20 protein-coding genes are annotated in these 21,562 nt (G+C 63.9%); 15 read left to right on the plus strand and 5 right to left on the minus strand.

Annotation, left to right across the window (positions count from 1 at the left end; genetic code table 11):
• Positions 1-134 precede the first annotated feature (134 nt).
• On the minus strand, positions 135-806 hold the full coding sequence (locus GA0061098_RS28055; protein ID WP_091964280.1) for a DUF938 domain-containing protein: 672 nt from the start codon (positions 804-806) through the stop codon (positions 135-137).
• Positions 807-1,073: 267 nt separating this feature from the next.
• Here GA0061098_RS28055 and soxX point away from each other — a divergent pair, with 267 nt between their 5' ends.
• Genes soxX through GA0061098_RS28090 form a run of 7 tightly spaced genes read left to right on the plus strand, consistent with a single transcriptional unit; the run spans position 1,074 to position 5,667 of the window.
• Positions 1,074-1,400 carry a sulfur oxidation c-type cytochrome SoxX gene (gene soxX, locus GA0061098_RS28060; RefSeq protein WP_091964576.1) on the plus strand — a complete coding sequence of 109 codons (327 nt, stop codon included), beginning with the start codon at positions 1,074-1,076 and terminating at the stop codon, positions 1,398-1,400.
• 25 nt (positions 1,401-1,425) lie between these two features.
• A complete protein-coding gene (soxY, locus tag GA0061098_RS28065) occupies positions 1,426-1,917 on the plus strand; it encodes a thiosulfate oxidation carrier protein SoxY (RefSeq protein ID WP_091964284.1) in 492 nt (163 codons plus the stop codon).
• 13 nt (positions 1,918-1,930) lie between these two features.
• Complete coding sequence (soxZ, locus tag GA0061098_RS28070) at positions 1,931-2,242, plus strand: thiosulfate oxidation carrier complex protein SoxZ (protein WP_091964287.1); 312 nt, start codon at positions 1,931-1,933, stop codon at positions 2,240-2,242.
• Positions 2,242-3,105, plus strand: coding sequence for a sulfur oxidation c-type cytochrome SoxA (gene soxA / locus GA0061098_RS28075; protein WP_165637652.1), 864 nt, complete (start codon positions 2,242-2,244; stop codon positions 3,103-3,105). Before soxZ ends, soxA begins: the two co-directional genes overlap by 1 nt.
• Positions 3,102-3,407, plus strand: a complete 306-nt coding sequence (locus GA0061098_RS28080; RefSeq protein WP_091964293.1) for a hypothetical protein — start codon at positions 3,102-3,104, stop codon at positions 3,405-3,407. The genes soxA and GA0061098_RS28080 overlap by 4 nt, the downstream gene beginning before the upstream one ends.
• Positions 3,408-3,460: 53 nt before the next feature.
• The gene (gene soxB, locus GA0061098_RS28085) at positions 3,461-5,212 is read left to right on the plus strand and encodes a thiosulfohydrolase SoxB (RefSeq protein WP_091964296.1); all 1,752 of its coding nucleotides are present in this window, start codon (positions 3,461-3,463) and stop codon (positions 5,210-5,212) included.
• Complete coding sequence (locus tag GA0061098_RS28090; protein ID WP_091964298.1) at positions 5,209-5,667, plus strand: DsrE family protein; 459 nt, start codon at positions 5,209-5,211, stop codon at positions 5,665-5,667. Before soxB ends, GA0061098_RS28090 begins: the two co-directional genes overlap by 4 nt.
• 176 nt (positions 5,668-5,843) lie before the next feature.
• Here the strand turns inward: GA0061098_RS28090 and GA0061098_RS28095 are convergent, their stop codons facing one another.
• Together GA0061098_RS28095 and GA0061098_RS44125 are read right to left on the minus strand one after the other, a co-directional pair.
• Positions 5,844-8,093: an ABC transporter substrate-binding protein gene (locus GA0061098_RS28095; protein ID WP_165637653.1), complete on the minus strand. Its 2,250-nt coding sequence runs from the start codon at positions 8,091-8,093 to the stop codon at positions 5,844-5,846.
• A 253-nt stretch (positions 8,094-8,346) separates the two neighbouring features.
• Positions 8,347-8,763 (minus strand): DUF7674 family protein, encoded by a 417-nt coding sequence (locus tag GA0061098_RS44125; protein WP_129590980.1) that lies wholly within the window; start codon positions 8,761-8,763, stop codon positions 8,347-8,349.
• Between the two features lie 266 nt (positions 8,764-9,029).
• On the opposite strand from GA0061098_RS44125, the gene GA0061098_RS28100 reads away from it, so the two are divergent.
• The 4 genes from GA0061098_RS28100 (at position 9,030) to GA0061098_RS28115 (ending at position 13,754) form a co-directional block, all read left to right on the plus strand.
• A complete protein-coding gene (locus tag GA0061098_RS28100; RefSeq protein WP_018316818.1) occupies positions 9,030-10,067 on the plus strand; it encodes an MBL fold metallo-hydrolase in 1,038 nt (345 codons plus the stop codon).
• A gap of 80 nt (positions 10,068-10,147) precedes the next feature.
• Positions 10,148-10,315 (plus strand): hypothetical protein, encoded by a 168-nt coding sequence (locus GA0061098_RS28105; RefSeq protein WP_165637654.1) that lies wholly within the window; start codon positions 10,148-10,150, stop codon positions 10,313-10,315.
• 323 nt (positions 10,316-10,638) lie between these two features.
• Complete coding sequence (locus GA0061098_RS28110) at positions 10,639-11,847, plus strand: MFS transporter (protein WP_091964306.1); 1,209 nt, start codon at positions 10,639-10,641, stop codon at positions 11,845-11,847.
• Between the two features lie 191 nt (positions 11,848-12,038).
• The gene (locus GA0061098_RS28115; RefSeq protein ID WP_091964310.1) at positions 12,039-13,754 is read left to right on the plus strand and encodes an N-acyl-D-amino-acid deacylase family protein; all 1,716 of its coding nucleotides are present in this window, start codon (positions 12,039-12,041) and stop codon (positions 13,752-13,754) included.
• 222 nt (positions 13,755-13,976) lie between these two features.
• Here the strand turns inward: GA0061098_RS28115 and GA0061098_RS28120 are convergent, their stop codons facing one another.
• Entirely contained in the window at positions 13,977-15,311 is a 1,335-nt protein-coding gene (locus tag GA0061098_RS28120) for an MFS transporter (RefSeq protein WP_091964313.1), read from the minus strand.
• A 146-nt stretch (positions 15,312-15,457) separates the two neighbouring features.
• On the opposite strand from GA0061098_RS28120, the gene GA0061098_RS28125 reads away from it, so the two are divergent.
• The 4 genes from GA0061098_RS28125 to GA0061098_RS28140 are packed head-to-tail and all read left to right on the plus strand — an operon-like array spanning position 15,458 to position 20,058.
• Positions 15,458-16,111, plus strand: a complete 654-nt coding sequence (locus GA0061098_RS28125) for an ABC transporter ATP-binding protein (protein WP_091964316.1) — start codon at positions 15,458-15,460, stop codon at positions 16,109-16,111.
• On the plus strand, positions 16,108-18,570 hold the full coding sequence (locus tag GA0061098_RS28130) for an FtsX-like permease family protein (RefSeq protein WP_091964319.1): 2,463 nt from the start codon (positions 16,108-16,110) through the stop codon (positions 18,568-18,570). Before GA0061098_RS28125 ends, GA0061098_RS28130 begins: the two co-directional genes overlap by 4 nt.
• Positions 18,560-19,642 carry a lipocalin-like domain-containing protein gene (locus GA0061098_RS28135; protein WP_091964321.1) on the plus strand — a complete coding sequence of 361 codons (1,083 nt, stop codon included), beginning with the start codon at positions 18,560-18,562 and terminating at the stop codon, positions 19,640-19,642. The genes GA0061098_RS28130 and GA0061098_RS28135 overlap by 11 nt, the downstream gene beginning before the upstream one ends.
• Positions 19,643-19,671: 29 nt before the next feature.
• Positions 19,672-20,058 carry an MAPEG family protein gene (locus tag GA0061098_RS28140; RefSeq protein ID WP_091964323.1) on the plus strand — a complete coding sequence of 129 codons (387 nt, stop codon included), beginning with the start codon at positions 19,672-19,674 and terminating at the stop codon, positions 20,056-20,058.
• A gap of 77 nt (positions 20,059-20,135) precedes the next feature.
• Here the strand turns inward: GA0061098_RS28140 and GA0061098_RS28145 are convergent, their stop codons facing one another.
• Positions 20,136-21,329 (minus strand): ABC transporter substrate-binding protein, encoded by a 1,194-nt coding sequence (locus tag GA0061098_RS28145; RefSeq protein WP_091964325.1) that lies wholly within the window; start codon positions 21,327-21,329, stop codon positions 20,136-20,138.
• Positions 21,330-21,562 lie beyond the last annotated feature (233 nt).

A 21,562-nucleotide genomic window follows, 5' to 3' on the forward strand; every position in this document is an offset into this window, starting at 1 on the left:
TCGATTTGTGCGCGCGTCACGATCACAGATGGATTGACCGTTTGCTGGGTTACCCCTCTCCCCCGCCCTCCCCCAAAAGGGGGGAGGGAGCGCACCACTTTCGCGGCACGCCCCTCGGCTCAAGCAGACGTCGCTTATCGCTCGAACACCAGCGTCAGATTGTTTGCGGGCATGTCGATCGTATCGACGAGGCGAAGACCTGCAGCCTTCGCGAGCGTCTCGACATCGCTGATGTCGCGCACGCCCCAGTCGGGATTGCCTTCCCGCAAGGAGGTGTCGAACACCGCATTGCTGAGCGCGGTGTGCTTGCCGTCGCGCTTGAACGGGCCGTAGAGGAACAGCTTGCCGTCGGGGCGCAGGTAGCGGCCGGCGCCGACGAACAGGCCCTCGGCCACGGCCCAGGGCGCGATGTGGATGACATTGGCGCAGAACACCGCCGCAAGGCTCGTCGGCGCCTGTCCGCTTTTCATCTCCGGACACCAGTCGGGATCGGTGAGATCGATCCGCAGGGGGCTGCGGATGTTCGCGAGGCCTGTATGGACGCGCCAGGCCTCGATGCTCTTGAGATGGCGCTGATTGAGGTCGCTCGGCCACCAGATCAGGCCAGGCGTGTGGCGGGCGAAATGGACCACGTGCTGGCCGGTTCCGCTGCCGAGCTCGACCACGTTGCCGGTCAGCCCGGTGAGGTGCTTTTCCAGCGCCGCCCAGATCGGCGCATGGTTGCGATGGAACGCCGGTGCATCGAGCCGCCCATCCGGCTCGACCCGTCCGCCATCCCTGCCAAATTCGACGACATATTCAGCCAAGTCAGTCCCCAATAAATGTGAAACAGAAGAGACGGCCCGTAAGGGCCAAACGCCCTAGAATAATTTGCTAGTGCCAACCTGTTAGGATGAACAAACGATCTCATCGGTTGCAATGCGCAGGATATTAACTCCATTTTGCCGCGTGCATAGTCTTGATTGTCAGACGATGCCCTTTGTGCTTTGGAACGCTTATATTTCCGCAAACGAGATCATCGACATAACGCCTGGGACGATGCCTTGACCGCCTTTCCTTGCAAGCTTGCCGTCCTGGCGGCGCTGGTCCTCTCCGCCGGCGCGGCTGTGGCTCCGGCGCGGGCACAATCCGCTGTCGCCGACGGCCAGAAGCTCGCTTTCGATCGCGGCAAGGGCAATTGCCTGACCTGCCACGTCATCAAAGGCGGCGACCTGCCGGGAACAATCGGGCCGGAACTGAAGGACCTCAAAGCCAAATACCCCGATCGTAATGAGCTGACCGCGATCATCTTCGACGAGACCAAGCGCAATCCGCAGACCATGATGCCGCCGTTCGGCCGGAACCGGATTTTGACCGAACAGGAGATCAGCGCGATCGTTGATTTCCTGCAGACCCTGTAACGGCCGGCTGCCCAGGAGACTTGAGATGACCACGACCACCGGCGCGCTTGCGACGAGGCGCCTGATCCTTCAGGGCGCGGCCTCTGTCGCCCTGCTCGGCCTTGGCAATCTGCCGTTCGCGGCGGCGCCCGCGCGTGCCGCGGCCAACGACAAATATCCGGAAGAGGCTTTCAAGCAGAAGCACGAGGCCGACGCGATCAAGGCGCTCTATGGCAAGACCGCCGAGCCCTCCGACAAGGTCAAGCTGGATGCGCCCGAGATCGCCGAGAACGGTGGCGTGGTGCCGGTGTCGGTGACGACGACGCTCGACAAGGTGAGCTCGATCTCGTTCTTCGTGACCGAGAACCCGTACGCGCTTGCAGCATCCTACAAGTTCGCCGACGGCACCATTCCGGGCGTCGCCAACCGGCTGAAAATGGCCAAGACCACCAAACTGGTCGCCATCGTCGAGGCTGACGGCAAGCTCTACAGCGCGACCAAGGAAGTGAAGGTCACCGTCGGCGGCTGCGGCGGCTAGGAGGATCGGTCCGATGGCATCAAGCATTCGCGTGCGCGCAACATCCAATGGCGACATCACCGAGGTGCAGGCGCTGATCCAGCACCCCATGGACACCGGCCTGGTCAAGGATTCCAAGGGCGAGCTGATCCCCGCGCACTTCATCCAGGAGCTGAAGTTCGAATGTAACGGCAAGGACGTCTTCGTCGCCGATTGGGGCACCGCGGTCTCCAAGGATCCCTACGTCAAGTTCAGCTTCAAGGGTGCCAAGAAGGGCGACGACCTCAAGATCTCCTGGACCGACAACAAGGGTGCGTCGGATACGACCACCGCGAAGATTTCGTGATGAAGACCCGATCTGCCCTGCTGCTTGGCTCGCTCAGCGCCGCGCTCGTGGCGTTCGCCCTCACCTCTCCGCGCGTCGTCGCGGCCGACAAGGTCGATCCCGTTGCCGACGCCAAGGCGTTCCAGAACTTCTTCTTCCAGAAGTTTCCCGACGTGAAGCACGAGGACTTCGTCAACGGTCCGTATTCCATGAACGCGGACATGAAGCGGCAGTGGCAGGAGAAGGAGGAGTTCCCGCCTTACGAGTTCGCACTCGACGCCGGCAAGGAGATGTTCGCCACCCCGTTCAAGAACGGCAAGACCTACGCCGATTGCTTCCCGAACGGGGGCGTCGGCATCCGCCAGAACTATCCTTACTTCGACGAGAAGGAGGGCAAGGTCGTCACGCTGGAGCTCGCGCTCAACCGCTGCCGCGAGGCCAATGGCGAGGCGCCCTACTCCTACGTCAAGGACGAGATGGCCTCGCTCACCGCCTACATGGCCTTCACCTCGCGCGGCAAGCCGATGGACATCAAGATTCCCGATGATCCCCGTGCGCTCGCGGCATTCGAGAACGGCAAGCGCTACTTCTACACGCGGCGCGGCCAGATGAATTTCTCCTGCGCCAGCTGCCATGTGCAAAGCCCGGGCGAGCGCATCCGCGCCGAGGTCCTGGCGCCAGCGCTCGGCATCCTGAACGCGATGCCGATCTACCGCTCCGAATGGAGCGGCATGGGCACCACCAGCCGCCGCTTCGTGACCTGCAACAGCCAGACCCGCGCGGTTCCGCTGGAGCCGCAAGCGGACGAATATCGCGACGTCGAATATTTCCTCTCCTACGTCGCCAACGGCCTGCCGATATCTGGCCCGGGAGCGCGGCCATGAAGCGGTCACTTCCCCTCGCCATGCTGCTGGCGCTCGGCCTCGCGTCAGCGGCGCGCGCGGCAAATGAAGCGGATTACAAGGCGGCCTATGCCACCGCGGAAGCCGCATCGAAGGAGGCTGCCGGCTTGCGCAACCAGTGGACCGTGACCGTCTCGACGCTGGCCGCGGCCAAGAAAGCGGCGGATGGCGGCGATTTCGACCGCGCCACAGCCGCAGCCAGGGAGGCCGAGGCGCTGGCAAAGGCGTCGATCTTCCAGGCGGCGTCCGAAAAAGAAGCCTGGAAGGCGATGGAAATCCGCTAGACTGGCCTCAACTGAAACAGTCTTGCGACATTGAGGGCGCGGAGAATTTTGGTATGGCGATCCGCCGCCGCGATTTCCTGAAGAGCGCAGGCCTTGCCGCTGCATCGCTCAGTCTGCCCCGACTTGCGCGGGGGACTGAGACCGCGAGCATTTACGACCTCGAGCGCTTCGGCAACGCGCGCATCCTGCACATCACCGATACGCATGCGCAGCTCAACCCGGTTTATTTCCGCGAGCCCAGCATCAATATCGGCATCGGTGAGATGGCCGGGCGGCCGCCGCATCTGGTCGGCCGCGCCTTTCTCGATCGTTTCGGCATCCGTCCCGACAGCGCCGATGCCTATGCCTTCACCTGCGTCGAGTTCGAGAAGTCGGCAGGCCGCTTTGGCAAGCTCGGCGGCTTTGCCCATCTGAAGACGCTGGTCGATCGCTTGCGTGGCGATGTCGGAGAGAAGCGTTCGTTGCTGGTCGACGGCGGCGATCTCTGGCAGGGCACCGGGCTTGCCAACATCATGCAGGGCCGCGACATGGTCGAGGTCGCCAATCTGCTCGGCATCGAAGCGATGACCGGGCATTGGGAATTCACCTATGGCGAGCAGACGCTGCGCGACAATCTCGAGCGTTTCAAGGGCGAGTTTCTGGCGCAGAACGTGTTCCTGACCGAGGAAGCCGCGTTCAACGACGCTCCCGCATTCGACAAGGCCACGGGGCGCGTGTTCAAGCCTTCGATGATCAAGGAGATCGGCGGTCATCGGGTCGCGATCGTCGGCCAGGCCTTCCCTTACGTGCCGATCGCGCACCCCAAGCGGTTCACGCCGGACTGGACCTTCGGCATCCGCGAGGAGGAGTTGCAGAAGCATGTCGATGCCTTGCGCGGCACCGACAAGGTCGATGCCGTCATCCTGCTGTCGCACAACGGCATGGATGTCGACCTCAAGCTCGCAAGCCGCGTCACCGGCATCGACGTCATTCTCGGCGGCCATACCCATGACGCCGTGCCGCAGCCGATCGCCGTGAAGAACGCCGGCGGCACCACGCTCGTCACCAATGCCGGCTCCAACGGAAAATTCCTCGCCGTGGTCGATCTCGCGATCGACAAGGGCAAGGTCAGCGACATTCATTATCATCTGCTGCCTGTTTATTCCGAGCTGCTGAAACCCGATCCTGGAATGGCCGAGCTGATCGGCCGGCTGCGCGCGCCGCATGTGACCGACTGGTCGGCAAAGATCGCAACGCCTGACCGCCTGCTCTATCGGCGCGGCAATTTCTCCGGGCCGGTCGACGAGCTGATCTGCACCGCGCTGCGCACCGAGCTCGATGCCGAGATCGCGCTGTCTCCGGGGTTCCGCTGGGGCGTCACCGCGCTGTCGGGCCAGGCGTTGACCATGGAGGACCTGCTCGCGGAGACTGCGATCACCTATCCCGAGACCTATGTGCAGGAGATGACGGGAGCCCAGATCAAGGACGTGCTGGAAGACGTCTGCGACAACCTCTTCAACGCCGATCCCTATTATCAGCAGGGCGGCGACATGGTGCGCGCCGGTGGGCTCAGCTACACCTGTACGCCGACCGCCGCGATCGGCGGCCGCATCTCGGAAGTGAAGCTCCATGGCGGCAAGGCGCTCAGCGCCAGCCACCGCTACAAGGTCGCAGGCTGGGCTTCGGTCAACGGCCAGCAAGGCGCGCCGGTGTGGGACGTCGTCGGCAAATATCTGCGCTCGGGCCGGATGTTTCAGGAGCGGCTCGGCTCCGGCGTGACGCTGAAGGGCGTCGAGGACAATCCGGGTATTGCGGGACAAGGATGATGCGGGCGCAGATCTTATTTGCGCTGCTGCTGGCGCTACTGGTCCGGGCCGCGATCCTGCCGGCCTCGGCGCAGCAGGTGCCGCTTCAGGACAAGCCGTTCGCCGAGCACAAGATCGTGCTGCAACTCTCCGATGGCGATGCAAGGAAGCAGGCGCTGGTGCTAAGCGTCGCCAACAATCTTCTGAAGGCGTACGACCCCGACAAGATCGCGATCGAGGTCGTCGCGTTCGGCCCCGGCGTCGATCTCCTGTTGTCCGGCAGCGAGCGTCGCAAGCAGGTCGAAAGCCTGATCGCGCAGGGCGTGCGCTTCGACATCTGTCTCAACACGGTCGATACGATCGAGCGCGAGACGGGCAAGCGGCCGGAGTTCATCCAGTCCGCGACGCCGGTGCAGGTGGGCGTGGGGCAGATCCTGTTCCTGGCGGAGAACGGGTATACGGTGGTGAGGCCGTAGGGGGCGTTGTCCCGCCGAACACGCGTGTACCCAATCCGCCCGGCGGACGACGTCCGCATGACCATCGGAAACGGACAAAAGAGGCGCGCTTGGTCATGTCGGCCAAGGGCCAGATCCGGACTCATGCTGCGAATTTCAAGGAGGTGTGGCGGACCGGCGAGGTATCCACGCTTGCCTCACACGGCATAACGCCGGTAGAGCACGACGATTACAGCGAGTACCGTCCCGGCATAAATGACCCGAGCGGCGTGATCCAAAATAATAGCGGCGCGCTTTCGGCCGGCGTCTCGAAGTTTTTCATGTTTGTAGCCCGCCAATATCGTCATCAGGCATAGTATGAAGAAAATGTAGAACATCTCTTCGACTACCACCGTGTATCCGACATCGCCGACCTGACTGGCGACCGTCACGAGCAGCACCGCGCTCGCCAGGATCGAGGTCACTGGAATCGTCACGCGTTCACGAAACATGGTTTCGGGAAAGAACAGCGTCGCGAACACGACGAGCACGAGCAGAAACAGCGGCAACAGGTTCTTCAGCATGTAGATGGCGGAGCTGCGGCGCAGCATGATGGTCGCATCGAAGCCTGCGAATTCCGTCATTGCCTCGGCACCAAACGAGGACGCCTTTCCGAGCGTCGATCCGCTGGACTGAGATTCGACGAAGTAGTTCAGTCCGAGAAATCGCCAGAGCTGAAGTCCGGAATAGGCCCCATCCTCGGCCCGCGAGCTTCCGTCGTCGGCGAGGCGCAAGCCGAACCGATCGATGACATAGGTGATGAGTTCCCGCCGCTGCTCCGTGTTCTGGAAACGTAGGCGCAATTCCTGCGTGTCGAACGGATAATCATGGAGATCGAAACGGGCTTTGAAATCGCCGTTGATTCGATAGAGCCGATAGCTCAGGCCGTCTTCCTGTCCAATCTGAATCGGCCGAGCCGGATCGAACGCCCCGCGATCCAGCAAGGCCGGGAACTCGACGTGCGTCTGCGCTTCATCGTCCCCGGCGAACCGCATCCAGAGATAGAAGTCGACGTTGAACGAATTTTGCTTCACGTCGATCCGGCTGACGCGAATGATGTCGATGCCGGTATAAACGACGCGCTGTATCCAGTAGTGTCGGTCGCCGAACGTGACGACATGGCCCTCCTCTCGTTCCGCGGCGAGATCGATTCCTTTGGGCTGATCGATGCGTACGAGTTGCAGCGGCGCAGTGACGAACAAACCGTAACGGAAGAAACCCAGTCGAATCGGGCGCGGAATGTCGCGGTTCGCGTTGAAATAGAGCCGCCCAGTCAGCCCGACGACCGCCGATTTCGGATCGTTGATCGCGGCAAGCGCGACGCGCACACGGTCGCGATCTGCAACCTTGCTGTCGGATCGTTTCTGAATCCCCTGCCCCATAAACCGGGGATGTACGGCAGCTCGTTTTAGCGCATCGATCATCAGGCGCGCAGCGTCATACGAGCCGCCGGCAACCCAGCTTGGCAAGGTTCCCGCTTTCGCTTTGTAGTCGGCGGCAAAGACCTGCGCTGCCACACCGGCACTGTCGAACATCAGCGAGGAAGCAGCATACAGATTCTCGCTGAAGAAACCCGGCTGCGCTTTTTCCTCGGGCTCATTGGCGAAATTCTGCAAATAGCTTTCGCGGGCCGCGGCTTGGGATGCAATGATCATTCCCTTGATACCGCGGCGGCGGAGCGCCTTGACGATGTCTGCGCTAAAATCGGTTGCCGCGCCGACGACAATAACACCGGGCCCGGGCTCCTGCGCGGCAGCGTCCAGCGCCTCATCCGTCGATCCGATCTGACCGGCTGCGACGTCCAGTCCGAACACACGCAGCTGCTCCGCCGGATAGGCCGTCGCAAATCCATGCTCAAAACTCTTGCCGTAGGAATCGCGCGTGTGAACGAGACGGACTTTTGGCTCCCTCATCACGGCGCGCAGATGCTCCGCGATCGAGCGCGCCTGCACGGAGACCGGCGACAGCGCACGAAAATAATATTCACTGTTGTTTGTCAGATCGTCGGCAGCCGAGCTTCCCGTGAGTGCCGGTATCCGCGCATCCTTGTATATCGGCGCCGCCGCGAGCGACGCGGAGCTGAGATAATGTCCGAGCACAGCGACGCACGGGCTGTCGGCAATCGCCTGCGCATTCGCGCGCGCCACGGCTGGATTGCTTGCGTCGTCGAACAGAACGAGCTCAATCAGCCGTCCGTTGACACCCCCTTTGGCGTTCACCTCGTCGATTGCAAGCTGCGTCGCGACCAGGCTTTCCGCCCCGATCGGGGCGGACGGGCCAGAGAGCGAATTGGCGAACGCGATGCGAATAGGCTCTGGGCGCGTCCAGAGGACGGCGGCCCAGGCGACAGCAAGCACCAGGACCACGCCTGCAACAACGGCAAGCCACACTATCGGCCGCTGCTTCATCGTCGATCCTCGCATCGATCGGCATAAGCCGAGATTCGTCAGATCGAAGCCTCAATCAGGCCGAGATTGCCGCCGCTGACAGCGTTTTTCAAGCCCGCCCCATCGCCACCGGCAAAATCAAGACCACTCAAGGCGGATGAAGGACAGTGCGTGGTGCCGAAGGTCAGAGCTGTCGGCCGTGGCCTTGTCCACCCTGATGACCCGACGGGGAGCGGCTTGGCCCGGACTTCGCGTTCGGGCTAGAAGCAGACCTCTACAAGCCGCTCGTCGTGGCTTTCCAAAACCTATCCATCGCTGAGCAATGCTCTCTGAACTTCGGCCCCAGGAAGCCTGCCACCGACCTGAAATCGAATGCCTTTGTGCCATCTGCATGCTGTAGTGATTCAAGAAAGCCGGTTGATAACGCGGCACGTTCTTGAGCAGGGCCGTCTTCGAGCGCTTGTTCGCAGAGTTCAAAGACGGATTGTATTGTGCTTTTTGGCAGTCGATTGAAATGCTCGACAAGAGCTTCCGCCAATCCGGCACCCACGAGGGTTACGGGCACCACTTCAGTTGACCATTCGGCCTTTAGCTCAGCGAGCACTTCTCTCAATTGAGGTGCAAGATCAGCAATTCTTTCAAGATAGCTCTCATCCCCAAGCATGCGACCAAAATGTCGGACACGGATCATGTCGGCAATGGGTCACAAGGCGTTATCCCTCAGGCCGGGTCGCGTGTCCGCTTCGCTCCTGAAAGCGGGCGTCGCAGATTTATGAGCCCTAGTGCGCAATTGCGCACCAGGCAGGGACGACACCGAATTTGTGGACCGCCCGCCCTCTCGCCCCCATCACGCGGAATAAAAATCTTCCAAATTTTCTTCTTCGCGCAGTGAATTACTTCTCTTTTTGCCTCCCGACGTAGTAGAATCTATAAATCACGCCACGCCGGGGTCTTGCCATGATCTTCCGCCAGCTCTTCGACAGCGTTTCGGGCACCTACAGCTACGTCCTTGCCAGCCGCCCCGGCGGCGAGGCGCTGATCCTCGATCCCGTGCTGGAGAAGGTCGATCGCTACTGCCAATTGCTGCGCGAGCTCGACCTCAAGCTGGTCAAGGCGGTCGACACCCATTTGCATGCCGACCACGTCACCGGCCTCGGCGAGCTGCGCGACCGCACCCATTGCATGACCGTGATGGGCGACCAGACCAAGGCCGACGTGGTGGCGATGCGGGTCGCCGACGGCGACAAGGTGACGATCGAGGGCCTGTCGCTCGACGTGATGTACACGCCTGGCCACACCGACGATTCCTATTCCTATCTGATGGGCGACCGGGTCTTCACCGGCGACACGCTGCTGATCCGCGGCACCGGCCGCACCGATTTCCAGAACGGCTCATCGCGCGCACAATACGAATCGATCTTCAACCGCCTGCTCAAGCTGCCGGACGAGACGATGGTATTCCCGGCGCATGACTACAAAGGCGACACCGTCTCCACCATCGGCGAAGAGAAGCGCTACAACCCGCGACTCCAGGTGCGGTCGGTCGACGAATATATCGAGCTGATGGCCAACCTGAAGCTGCCCAATCCGAAGATGATGGACGTGGCGGTGCCCGCCAACATGCATGTCGGCCTGCATCAGGAGGAACTGGAGAAGGAAGGCCGTGCGCTCAGCGCGGTCGAGGCGATCCGCATTCTCGGCCGGCCCGACATGCTGCTGGTCGATCTGCGCGAGACCAACGAGCGGATGAAGCACGGCATGCTCGAAGGCGCGCTGCATACGCCCTATCCGTCCGTCGAGGAGAGCCTCAAGCCCGGCGGCATGCTGCGCGAGGTCGCCGCCGCCACCGGCCGCCGCATCGTGTTCTTCTGCGCCTTTGGCGAGCGCTCGGCGATGGCGGTGGCCGCCGCCAAGGCGGCCGGCCTTTCCAACACCGCCCATATCGCCGGCGGCGTGGATGCCTGGAAGAAGGCGGGCGGGCCGCTCGTGCACTGACGGCCCTGCTTGCGATAGGTCAGAAACTACACATATGTTCCGGATAGGATCGGATGCAGCATCACCATCCGGGAACAGCCATGGCCAAGATCGGCAAGCCAATCGAGCCGCCCAAAATCGCTGACAAGAAGCGGGCGGAAGACAAGGCGAAGATACCGCCGCCCCCTCTCGACGACGATGACTACGAGGACGGCGACATTGCGACGCCCAAACGCGACCGCTACGGTCCGGATGACGAGTCGTTGTGAGGGCGTGAAGTTCACCTCACGAACGGTGCGTTCCCTCCCCCCTTGTGGCGGAGGGTTAGGGAGAGGGGTGCCACACGGCACACTCTTTCGAGAGCGCGGCGATTAACTCTGCATCGACCGGATGGAGCCTTTGCTGGATACCCCTCTCCCCCGCCCTCCCCCACAAGGGGGGAGGGAGCGCAGTGTGCCTCGCTGAACCAGTGAGCAGGTCTTGAGATGGCAGCGCCCCACCCGCACTACCTGCCATGCGCCTGCGTTGATGGACAAATAACCGCTCTCCCCGATAGTTTGCGCGCCTTCCAGGGAGTGAAACCGGAATTGCAATGATCGACGTTCTCGCCGCACCGCAGCAAGGCAAGGCGGACAGCGCGCTACGCACGCTGACCGGAATCTCGATCGCGCATTGGGTCAGCCATTTCCATCTGCTGGTCCTGCCGATGCTGTTCCCGTTCCTCAAGGCGCAGCTCGGCGTCGGCTATATCGAGCTCGGCTTCGCGCTCACCGTGTTCGCGGTGGTGTCCGGACTGACGCAGGCGCCGACCGGCTATCTCGTCGACCATTTTGGCGCGCGGCGAATTCTGCTGGCTGGCCTCACGCTCGGCGGCTTCGCGCTGATCCTGCTCGGCCTGCACCTCAGCTACGCCTCGCTGATCGCCTGCGCCGTGCTGCTGGGTCTCGCCAATAGCGTCTATCACCCCGCCGACTACGCGATCCTGGCCGAGCACATGGACGAGGCACGGATGGGCCGCGCCTTCTCGATCCACACCTTTGCCGGTTTTCTCGGAGGCGCGGTGGCGCCGGCGATCGTGGCGGCGCTCGTCACCCTGTCGGGCGGCGTCGGCGCGCTGATCGCATCGGGTGCGATCGGCATTCTGGTGGCATTGCTGCTGCTCGTCATGAACATTCCCGACGCCGGCGCCAGCAAGAAGAGGCCGGGCGCGGAGAACGCGCCGAAGCAGGCTGTCATCACACAGGCGCTGATCGTGCTGACCGCGCTGTTCATGCTGCTCAGTCTCTCGGTCGCCGGTATCAACAATTTCGGCGTTGTCGCGCTGATGAGCGGCTATGGCACGTCCTACTCGGCCGCCAACGTCATGCTGACGGCATTCCTTGGCGCCAGCGCCGCCGGCGTGCTGGCCGGCGGTTTCCTCGCCGATCACACCGAACGCCATGGCTATGTCGCAGCGGCCTGCTTTGCCGTGAACGCGGCGATCGTGCTGCTGATCGCGCTGGTGACGCTGCCCGGCTGGGCTCTGACCGCGGCGATGACGGCGGCGGGTTTTCTCTCCGGCGTGATCGCCCCCTCGCGCGACATGCTGGTGCGCAACGCAGCACCTGCCGGCGCTGCGGGGCGCGCCTTCGGCATCGTCTCCACCGGCTTCAATCTCGGCGGCGGCATCTCACCGCTGCTGTTCGGCTGGATCATGGACCAGAGTGCGCCACACTGGGTGTTCGGCGCGTCGGTGGTGTTCATGGTGGCGACGGTGGTGCTATCGCCGTTCACGGAGCGGAAGCGGGAAGCGAAGGCGTAGCTACAAATTCGGTCGTCGTCCCCGCGAAGGCGGGGACCCATAACCACAGGGAGGAGACGTGGCGCGAGACTGGTCACTCCGAATCTTCGCCAAATGCCCCCCTGTGGTTATGGGTCCCGGATCTGCGCGCGCTTAGGGCGCGCTTGTCCGGGACGACGACAAGAAACAAGAAACAAACCGGGAAGAAACACATGAACCATCCTGATCTTGTCATCCGCGGCGGCACCGTCGCGGACGGTCGCGGCGGCGAACTGTTCGAGGCCGATGTCGCCATCACCGGCGGCAGGATCAGCGAGGTCGGGAAGGTCTCTGGCAAAGGCGCCGAGGAAATCGACGCACGCGGAAAGCTGGTGACGCCGGGTTTCGTCGACGTGCACACCCATTACGACGGCCAGGTCACCTGGAGCCAGGACATCACGCCGTCGTCGCAGAACGGCGTCACCACCGCGATCATGGGCAATTGCGGCGTCGGCTTTGCGCCGTGCAAGCCCGCCGACCACACCCGCCTGATCCAGCTGATGGAAGGCGTCGAGGATATTCCCGAGCCTGTCCTCAGCGCCGGCATTCCGTGGGCGTGGGAGAGCTTTCCGGACTACATGAACTGGCTCTCCAAGCGCGATTTCGACATCGATGTCGGCGCGCAACTGCCGCATGCGGCGCTGCGGGTCTACGTCATGGGCGAGCGCGGCGCACGCCGCGATCCCTCGACCGCCGAAGACAATGCCGCGATGGCCAAGCTCGCGGGCGAAGCGGTGCGCTCCGGCGCACTCGGCTTCTCGACCTCGCGCACGCTCAACCACCGCACCTCCACCGGCGACTTCACACCGACGCTGAAGGCCGGAGAGGACGAGCTCACCGCGATTGCCGGGGCGATGCACAGCCAGGGCCGCAGCGTGCTGCAATTCGTGCTCGATCTCTCCACCATCCACGAGGACCTGCCGATGATGCTGCGGGTCGCCGACACGACGAAGTGCCCGATCTCGTTCTCGATCACGCAGAACGACAGATCGCCAAACCGCTGGCGCCAGACGCTGGACGAGATCAATGCGGCGGCGAAGCGCGGCCTCTCCATCACCGCGCAGATCGCAGCGCGCCCCGTCGGCCTGCTGCTCGGGCTCGAGCTGTCGCGCAATCCGTTCCAGACTCATCCGAGCTACAAGGCGATCGCGCATCTTCCCTTGAAGGAGCGGCTGGCGCGGCTGCACCAGGCCGACGTGCGCAAGGCAATCCTGAGCGAGACGGCGACCGCCACCGACGATCCGCTGTTCTTCCGGCCCAACTACGACAAGATGTTTCTGCTCGGCGATCCCCCCGATTACGAGCAGCCGCCGGAGAACGCGCTGGGGCCGCAGGCGCGCAAGCAGGGCCGTCAGCCGGAAGAGCTCGCCTATGATGCGATGCTGTCGGACCAGGGCCGCGGCATGCTGTACGTGCCGTTCCTCAACTATGCCGACGGCAATCTCGACGCGACGCGCGAGATGCTGATCGATCCGCAATCGGTGCCGGGCCTGTCCGACGGCGGCGCGCATTGCGGCATCATCTGCGATGCCAGCTTCCCCACCTATCTGCTGACGCACTGGACGCGTGACCGCAAGCGCGGCGAGAAGCTGTCGATCCCGTTCGTGGTCGCGGCACAGTCGCGCAAGACCGCACTCTCGGTCGGCCTCACCGATCGCGGCCTGATTGCGCCAGGCTACAAGGCTGACGTCAACGTGATCGACTATGACCGCCTGCATTTGCATCCGCCGAAGGTGCATTACGATCTGCCGGTCGGCGGGCGGCGCCTGCTGCAGGACGTCGACGGCTATGAGGCCACGATCGTCTCGGGCGTGGTGACGCGGCGGCATGGCGAGGCCACGGGCAGGCGGCCGGGGAAGCTGATTCGCGGGGCGCAGGGGGTGAATTAGGAGCTGACGGTGAGTGAGGCGCGAAGTCCGAGCCTCATTCTCAGTGTCGTCCCTGCGAACGCAGGGACCCATAACCACAGGGAGCTGTTATGGGGCTAAACTGGCAACTCCGAGTCTTCGCCAATCGCCTTCCTGTGGCTATGGGTCCCGGATCTGCGCGCGCTTTGGGCGCGCTTGTCCGGGACGACAGCGGTGGTTGGGGAGGGTAAGAGAGCAGCACCCTTACGTCGGCGACACCGCACCCTTCAGCGCGCTGGCCTGTGCCGCCGCACCGCGCGTCAGCCTGGCCTTTTCCGAGTTCGGCCACAGCAGCAGCAGGCCGAGCAGGCCGGAGCCGACCATGATCACGGCGTTGATGGTGAAGCCGGCCATGTAGCCATCGACCGTGCTGCCGGCACGCTGGATCATCGCCCCCATCACGGCGGGCGCGATGATGCCGGCCAGCGTGTAGAGCGCACCGTAGATCGCGAGGATCGCGCCGCGCTGCGACGTCGGCGTGAACTCGCCGAGCATCGGCGGGCAGACCACATAGATCGCCCCGCACAGGCCCGAGCCGACCACGAGCAGCGCGATCTGCAAGCCCGCGCCCTGAGCATGCGGCATCATCGCCAGAATCAGCCCGCCGATCACCAGCGGCACCGAGCCGAGCACGCCGCGAGCCACGCGGGTGTTGTAGCCGCGCGCCATCATCACCTGCGAGATCCACCCGGTGAGAATGACGATAGTGGCGCCGAACACCCAGGGCAGGATCGAGATGAAGCCGGCCTGGCTCTGCGAGAAGCCGAGCCCCTTGACGATGAACGGCGTGAACCAGGTCAGGCCGAGCGAGAGTGCCCAATAGGCGCCGAAGGTCGCCGCGACGCAACCGATGAAGGTGCGAGAGGTGAGAAGCTGCAAGTAAGGGATCTTCTGCTCGGTCGCGGCCAGGACCTGCGTGTCCTCCAGCGGGCCTTCCTTGCCGAGCGCGAGCCAGGCGCAAACCCAGATCAGACCGACGACGCCGAGCGCGCCGAAGGCATAGTGCCAAGAATGATTGACGATGACCCAGTTCAGCGCCGGCACCGCCAGGATCACGCCGAAGGCCGAGCCCTGCGACAGGATCGCGGTCGGCAGCGTGCGCTTCTCGTCGGGGAACCATTTGTAGATCGCGTGCGCGGCGACGGAGAAGGCCGGGCCTTCGCCGGCACCCAGCACGATGCGGCAAATCAACAGCGTGGTGAAGGAGACGGTGCCGACCATCGGAAACTGCGCCAGCGCCCAGATCACTGCGAGCACGAGCAGCACCCAGCGCGTCGGCACCTTGTTGACGATGAAGCCGACCACGATGGCGGCGATCGAGAACAGGAAGAAGAACGAGGAGCCGAGCAGGCCGAACTGCTCCGGGGTGAGCTTCAGATCGGTCATGATCGGCACGCCGGCGAGACCGACGACGATCTTGTCGGCGAAGTTCACGACCATGAAGAGGAAGAGGAGAAACGTGACGGTCCAGGCGCCCTTTGGCGTTCCCGTGGTCCCGATCGTCTTGCCGGCTACCTCCGTCGTTCCCTCAACGCTCATGATTCTCCCCCGTCGATGTCTTTTGGCACTTTTTTGATTTGGCTGTCTTGGGAGCTAACAACGGCTTCGAGACCAACGCAACCCGGCATTTCCGCAGCAAGTGTGCTACGCAGCAATTCCGTTAATTCCGCCCGGCGCCATTCATCGTGTTGAGCATCAAGAATCTCTCCAAGACCTTCTCCTCGGCCGGCGAGCCGGTCCATGTGCTGCGTGGCGTCGATCTCGACCTCAGGGCCGGCGAACGCGTCGCGCTGACGGGTGAGTCCGGCAGCGGCAAGAGCACATTGTTGCACCTGATCGCGGGACTCGATGCCGCCGATGGGGGCGCGATCCGGCTAGAGGACGTAGAGGTCACCGCGCTGTCCGACGCAGGGCGTGCCAGCTTGCGGCGCGACCGGATCGGCCTGGTTTTTCAGCAATTCAACCTGATCCCGAGCCTGTCGGTCGCGGACAATCTGGTTTTCCAGGCGCGGATCGCCGACCGTCACGATGCGGCCTGGACCAAAGAGCTGGTCGAACGGCTTGGTCTCGGCGCTCTCCTGAAGCGCTATCCCGAGCAATTGTCCGGCGGGCAGCAGCAACGGGTCGCGATCGGCCGGGCGCTGGCGACAAAGCCATCGCTGCTGCTGGCGGACGAGCCGACCGGCAATCTCGATGAGACCACCGCCGAGAACGTGCTGGCGCTGACGCGCGACCTCGTCGCGCGCACCGGCTGCGGCTTCCTGATGGTGACCCATAGCCTGCATCTGGCCGGCACGCTCGACCGCCATCTCACCCTGCATGCGGGGCGGATCGCATGAGACGCGCGCTCTGGGTGCTCGCTGTGCTGCTCAGCCATTGGCGGCGTCACAAGATGCAGTTCGCGACGCTGCTGGTCGGGCTGATCGCGGCGACCGCGCTGTGGAGCGGCGTGCAGGCCATCAACCAGCAGGCCCGCAATGCCTATGACCGCGCCGCGGCGACATTTGGCGGCATCCGCACGGCCATGCTGGTCGCGCCTGCTGGCGCGACCTTTCCCCAGGAGCTGTTCATCAAACTCCGTCGTGCCGGTTGGCCGGTGTCGTCGGCGCTGGAGGGCCGGGTCCAGGTCAACGGACGCTCGGTGCGGCTGCTCGGGATCGAACCGGTCACGCTGCCGGTCGAAATCGGCAACGCACCGCGCCTCGGTGCTGCGGATTTAGGCAGGTTTGTTGCACCGCCGGGCCAGACATTGGTGGCGCGGGAGACGCTGAGCGAGTTGCAGGAAGCGGAAGGCGCGACGCCACCGATCAGCAACGGCGCGAAATTGCCGCCGCTGCGCGTGCTTCCGCAGCTCGCGCCCGGCGTGCTGGTGGTCGATATCGGCGTGGCGCAGCGTCTGCTGAACAAGCCGGATCAGCTGTCGCGGCTTCTGATCGGCAAGCCCAAGAGCAAGCCTGCGCCTCTGGCAAGCGTGGTCGGCGACCAGTTGCAGCTGGTCGAGCCGACTGCAGAGACCGAGCTGGAGCGCCTCACCGACAGCTTTCACCTCAACCTCACGGCGTTCGGCCTGTTGTCGTTCTTCGTCGGCCTGTTCATCGTCAACTCTGCCGTCGGCCTCGCCTTCGAGCAGCGGCTGCCGATGCTGCGAACGCTGCGCGCCTGCGGCGCCTCCGCGCGGCTGGTCAACAGCGTGCTGGTGGTCGAGCTCGTGGCGCTGGCACTGATCGCCGGGCTGATCGGGCTCGTCTGCGGATATTTCATTGCGGCAGTGCTGCTGCCCGACGTCGCGGCGTCACTGCGCGGGCTCTATGGCGCTCAGATTCCGGGGCAGCTGACCTTACAGCCTGAATGGTGGCTCGCCGGCATCGGCATCAGCATTGCGGGGGCGCTTGTTGCGGCGGCGACCAGCCTGATCAAGGCGATCAGGATGCCGGTGCTGGCGACGGCGCAGCCGCACGCCTGGCAGCAGCGGCAGCGCCGCTGGTTGATCTTGCAAAGTCTCGCCGCCTGCGCCGTGTTCGCAGTCGCGCTGTTGCTGCTTCAGTACGGGCAATCACTGATCGCGGGCTTTGGCGTGCTGGCGGCGCTGATGTTCGGTGCGGCCCTGATCCTGCCGGCGCTGCTCGAGATCATCCTGCTCGCGGGTCAGCGCGCCGCGAGAAAGCCGCTTGCACTGTGGTTCTGGGCGGACAGCCGGCAGCAGCTTTCCGGATTGTCGCTGGCGCTGATGGCGCTGCTGCTTGCCCTCGCCGTCAATGTCGGCGTGTCCACCATGGTGGAAACCTTCAGCCGCACCTTCCTCGGCTGGCTCAACGGTCGGCTCGCCGCCGACGTCTACATCAGCGCCTCGGACAATGCGCAAGGCGTCGCCATCCGCAACTGGCTGCGCGAGCGCAGCGACGTGCAGGCGATCCTGTCGGGCGGCCGCGCCGAGGCGCAGGTTCAGGGCCAGCCGGTGGAGCTGCTCGGCCTGCCCGATCACGCGCTCTACCGCGAGCGCTGGCCGCTGCTGGAAGCCGCGCCGCGCGCCTGGAGCCGGCTCATGCCGGGCAATGCCGCCTTCATCAGCGAGCAGTTCAGCCGCCGCCTCAACGTCCGCATCGGCGACGTCGTCGAGGTGCCGGCGCCAGGCGGGACCTGGGAGCTCGACATCGTCGGCGTCTATGCCGATTACGGCAATCCCAAGGGGCAGCTGACCGTCAACGTCGCCGCGCTGATCCGGCAGTTTCCGCAGACGCCGCAAACGCGGATCGGCCTGATCGTCGCTAAGGAGAACATTCCCGGCCTGATCGCGGCCTTGCAGAAGCAATTTGCGCTCGACGACCGCAGTGTGGCCGACCAGGCGACGGTGAAGGCGGAATCGGTCCGCATCTTCAACCGCACCTTCGCGGTGACCTCGGCGCTGAACGCGTTCACACTCGGTGTCGCCGGGATCGCGCTGTTCACCAGCCTGTTGACGCTGGCGAATTCCCGTCTGCCGCACCTTGCACCGCTATGGGCGATCGGCATCACGCGACCGCGCCTTGCCGCGATCGAATTGACCAAGACGCTGTCGGTGGCGCTGTTCACGGCGCTGCTCGCCGTGCCGCTCGGGCTCCTGGTGGCGTGGTGCCTGATCGCGATCGTGAACGTGAAGGCGTTCGGCTGGCGGCTGCCGTTCCACGTGTTTCCGCTGCAACTGGTCGAGCTGGTCGCGGTCGCGCTGTTGGCGTCGCTGCTTGCGGCGCTGTTGCCGGTGGCACGGCTGGCGCGAATGCAGCCAGCAAATCTCGTCAAGGTGTTTGCCAATGAGCGCTGATCGCATGTCGCGCCGCGCCTTCGCCGGCGGCATCGCCGCGCTGACGCTCGCACGCCGCGCCGGCGCGCAAGGCTATGCGGGGCTCGGTGAGACCGCGGACGGCTTTGGGAAGGTGACGCCGGGAAAGCTGTTTGCCTTTCCTGGCGATCACGGGCCGCATCCGGAGTTTCGCATCGAATGGTGGTATCTCACGGCAAACCTCGTCGATTCCAGCGGTGCGGCTTGCGGCCTGCAATGGACGCTGTTCCGTCAGGCGGCGCAGCCGGGCCCGCAAGGCGAAGGCTGGGCCAATCAGCAAATCTGGATGGCGCATGCGGCGGTGACGCGCGCCGACACCCACCGCTTCAACGAGGTCTTTTCACGCGGCGGCGTGGGGCAGGCCGGCGTTACGGCAAAGCCGTTTGCGGCCTGGATCGATGATTGGGAAATGAAGGCTCTCGAGCGAACCGATGACCGCACTTTGGCGCCGCTGGCGCTGAGGGCGTCCAGCACCGATTTCAGCTACGCACTGACGCTGGAGGCCGATCGTCCGGTCGTCTTACAGGGCGACCGCGGCTACAGTCGCAAGTCGGAGCGTGGCCAGGCATCCTATTATTACAGCCAGCCGTTCTACCGCGCCCGCGGCACGCTCACCATCGACGACAAGCCGGTCGATGTCTCGGGCCAGGCCTGGATGGACCGCGAATGGAGCAGCCAGCCGCTCGACGCCGACCAGACCGGCTGGGACTGGCTGTCGCTGCATCTGTCGTCCGGCGACAAGCTGATGCTGTACCGGCTGCGGCAGAAGGACGGCAAAGACTATCCGTTCGGCAACTGGATCAGCGCCGCCGGCGAAACGCAGATGATCGCGGGCAGCGACATCCAGATGATGCCGAAAGCGACGGCGGAGGTTGCGGGACGCAAGCTGCCGGTGGAATGGCAGATCGCGATCCCGTCGCGATCGTTCTCGATCCTCTGCAAGCCGCTCAATCCCAGGGCCTGGATGGGGACCGGCTTCTCCTATTGGGAGGGGCCGATCGGCTTTGCCGGGACGCATCACGGCGTTGGCTATCTCGAGCTGACCGGGTATTGAAGCGGCGACCTCTTCAAAGGGATTCCGCGATGTATCACCTCACCGCCCTCGTCACGCTGCTGGCGATCGCGTTTTATTTCTTCACCGCCATCAACGTGTCGCGCTCGCGCACCAAGACCGGCGTCAAGGTGCCGGCGATGTCGGGCCATCCGGATTTCGAACGCGCCTTCCGCATCCAGATGAACACGCTGGAATGGATGCCGATTGTCCTGCCGGCGCTCTGGCTGTTCGCGGTCTATATCGGCGACGGCATCGCCGCAGGGATCGGCGCGGTCTGGATCATCGGCCGCGTCGTCTATTTCATCGGCTATACGAAGGCGGCAGCCAAGCGCGGCACCGGTTTCATGATCCAAGGCATCGCCGCCATTGCGCTATGGGCCGGCGCGCTGGGAGCGGTGGTGTTGCGGCTAGTGTAGTGAATCACATCACGCGTGCACGTGTCCCGGGCGCGGTGCAGCGTTTCACGCTGCAGCGCGTCCGGGACACGAGAGCCTCACTTCGTCAGCGGGCAGCCGCTGTCCTTGGCGGTGAAGAAGGCCTTGTCGCCGGGGACGGTGGCGAGCAGCTTGTAATAGTCCCAGGGCTTCTTCGATTCCGAGGGCTTCTTGACCTCGAACAGATACATGTCGTGGATCATGCGGCCATTCTCGAGCACCTTGCCGCCTTGCGCGAAATCGTCGTCGACCGGCAGCTCCTTCAGCTTCTTGGCAACCGCATCGGGATCCTTGGTGCCTGCCGCCTTGACCGCCTTCAGATAGCTCAGCGTCGCCGAATAGGTGCCGGCTTGGATCATGTTCGGCATCCGGCCGGTGCGCTTGAGGAAGCGTTCGCCGAGATTGCGGGACTTGTCGTTGACGTCCCAGTAATAGCCTTCGGTCAGCACCAGGCCCTGTGCAGCCTGGAGGCCGAGGCCGTTCACTTCGGCAAGCGTCATCAATAGGCCGGCGAGCTTCTGGCCGCTGGCGACGATGCCGAACTCGGACGCCTGCTTGATCGAGTTGGTGGTGTCGAGGCCGGCATTGGCAAGGCCGACGATCTTCGCCTTCGAGCTCTGCGCCTGCAGCAGGAACGAGGAGAAGTCCGAGGAATTGAGCGGCACGCGCACCGAGCCGACCACCTTGCCGCCATTGGCGGTGACGATCTCGCTGGTGTCCTTCTCCAGCGCGTAGCCGAAGGCGTAGTCCGCGGTGAGGAAGAACCAGGTGTCGCCGCCGGCCTTGGTCAGCGCACCACCGGTGCCGACACCGAGCGCGCGGGTGTCGTAGGCCCAGTGGAAGCCGTAGGGTTGGCAGGCATCGCCGGTCAGCCGCGAGGTGGCGGCGCCGACGACGATGTCGATCTTCTTCTTTTCCTTGGACAGCTCGTGGATCGCGAGCGCGACCGAGGAGGTCGTCAGCTCCGTGATCATGTCGACGTTCTCGACGTCGTACCAGCGCCGCGCGATCGAGGTCGCGAGGTCGGGCTTGTTCTGGTGGTCGGCGGTGACGAGCTCGATCTTCTGACCCAGCACCTCGCCGCCAAAATCCTCGATCGCCATCTTGGCCGCCTCGACCGACCATTTGCCGCCGTAATCGGCATAGACGCCGGATTGGTCGTTGAGGATGCCGATCTTGACGCCTTGCGCGGAGGCCGGCGCCGCCAGCACCAGGGCGGAGGTTGCGACGGCGGCCAAAAGTGCTGATTTCATCTGTTAGCTCCCAGCAGTTTTCTGTTTTGAAATCGCGCGGATACTAGTGAAGAACCCTGCGCCTGCCCATCCATTTCACGTTGGTCGTTAGTATGGAGGTCGCCACAGAAATGGTGTCGTCCCGGACAAGCGAAGCGAAGATCCGGGACCCATAGCCACAGGGAGGAGTTTGGCGAAGACTCGGAGTTACCGGAGTCGCGCCAAACTCCTCCCTGTGGTTATGGATCCCCGCG

Origin of the sequence: Bradyrhizobium shewense (genome assembly GCF_900094605.1) — a bacterium.
Taxonomy (GTDB): Bacteria; Pseudomonadota; Alphaproteobacteria; order Rhizobiales; family Xanthobacteraceae; genus Bradyrhizobium; species Bradyrhizobium shewense.

Coding starts and splice junctions, on each gene's coding strand:
- GA0061098_RS28120 (WP_091964313.1), bottom strand. CDS start 15,311: ATGAGCGTTGAGGGAACGACGGAGGTAGCCGGCAAGACGATCGGGACC.
- soxA (WP_165637652.1), top strand. CDS start 2,242: ATGAAGACCCGATCTGCCCTGCTGCTTGGCTCGCTCAGCGCCGCGCTC.
- GA0061098_RS44125 (WP_129590980.1), bottom strand. CDS start 8,763: ATGATCCGTGTCCGACATTTTGGTCGCATGCTTGGGGATGAGAGCTAT.
- GA0061098_RS28090 (WP_091964298.1), top strand. CDS start 5,209: ATGATGCGGGCGCAGATCTTATTTGCGCTGCTGCTGGCGCTACTGGTC.
- GA0061098_RS28115 (WP_091964310.1), top strand. CDS start 12,039: ATGAACCATCCTGATCTTGTCATCCGCGGCGGCACCGTCGCGGACGGT.
- GA0061098_RS28080 (WP_091964293.1), top strand. CDS start 3,102: ATGAAGCGGTCACTTCCCCTCGCCATGCTGCTGGCGCTCGGCCTCGCG.
- GA0061098_RS28130 (WP_091964319.1), top strand. CDS start 16,108: ATGAGACGCGCGCTCTGGGTGCTCGCTGTGCTGCTCAGCCATTGGCGG.
- GA0061098_RS28145 (WP_091964325.1), bottom strand. CDS start 21,329: ATGAAATCAGCACTTTTGGCCGCCGTCGCAACCTCCGCCCTGGTGCTG.
- GA0061098_RS28135 (WP_091964321.1), top strand. CDS start 18,560: ATGAGCGCTGATCGCATGTCGCGCCGCGCCTTCGCCGGCGGCATCGCC.
- soxB (WP_091964296.1), top strand. CDS start 3,461: ATGGCGATCCGCCGCCGCGATTTCCTGAAGAGCGCAGGCCTTGCCGCT.
- GA0061098_RS28110 (WP_091964306.1), top strand. CDS start 10,639: ATGATCGACGTTCTCGCCGCACCGCAGCAAGGCAAGGCGGACAGCGCG.
- GA0061098_RS28105 (WP_165637654.1), top strand. CDS start 10,148: ATGGCCAAGATCGGCAAGCCAATCGAGCCGCCCAAAATCGCTGACAAG.
- GA0061098_RS28140 (WP_091964323.1), top strand. CDS start 19,672: ATGTATCACCTCACCGCCCTCGTCACGCTGCTGGCGATCGCGTTTTAT.
- soxZ (WP_091964287.1), top strand. CDS start 1,931: ATGGCATCAAGCATTCGCGTGCGCGCAACATCCAATGGCGACATCACC.
- soxY (WP_091964284.1), top strand. CDS start 1,426: ATGACCACGACCACCGGCGCGCTTGCGACGAGGCGCCTGATCCTTCAG.
- GA0061098_RS28095 (WP_165637653.1), bottom strand. CDS start 8,093: ATGAAGCAGCGGCCGATAGTGTGGCTTGCCGTTGTTGCAGGCGTGGTC.
- GA0061098_RS28100 (WP_018316818.1), top strand. CDS start 9,030: ATGATCTTCCGCCAGCTCTTCGACAGCGTTTCGGGCACCTACAGCTAC.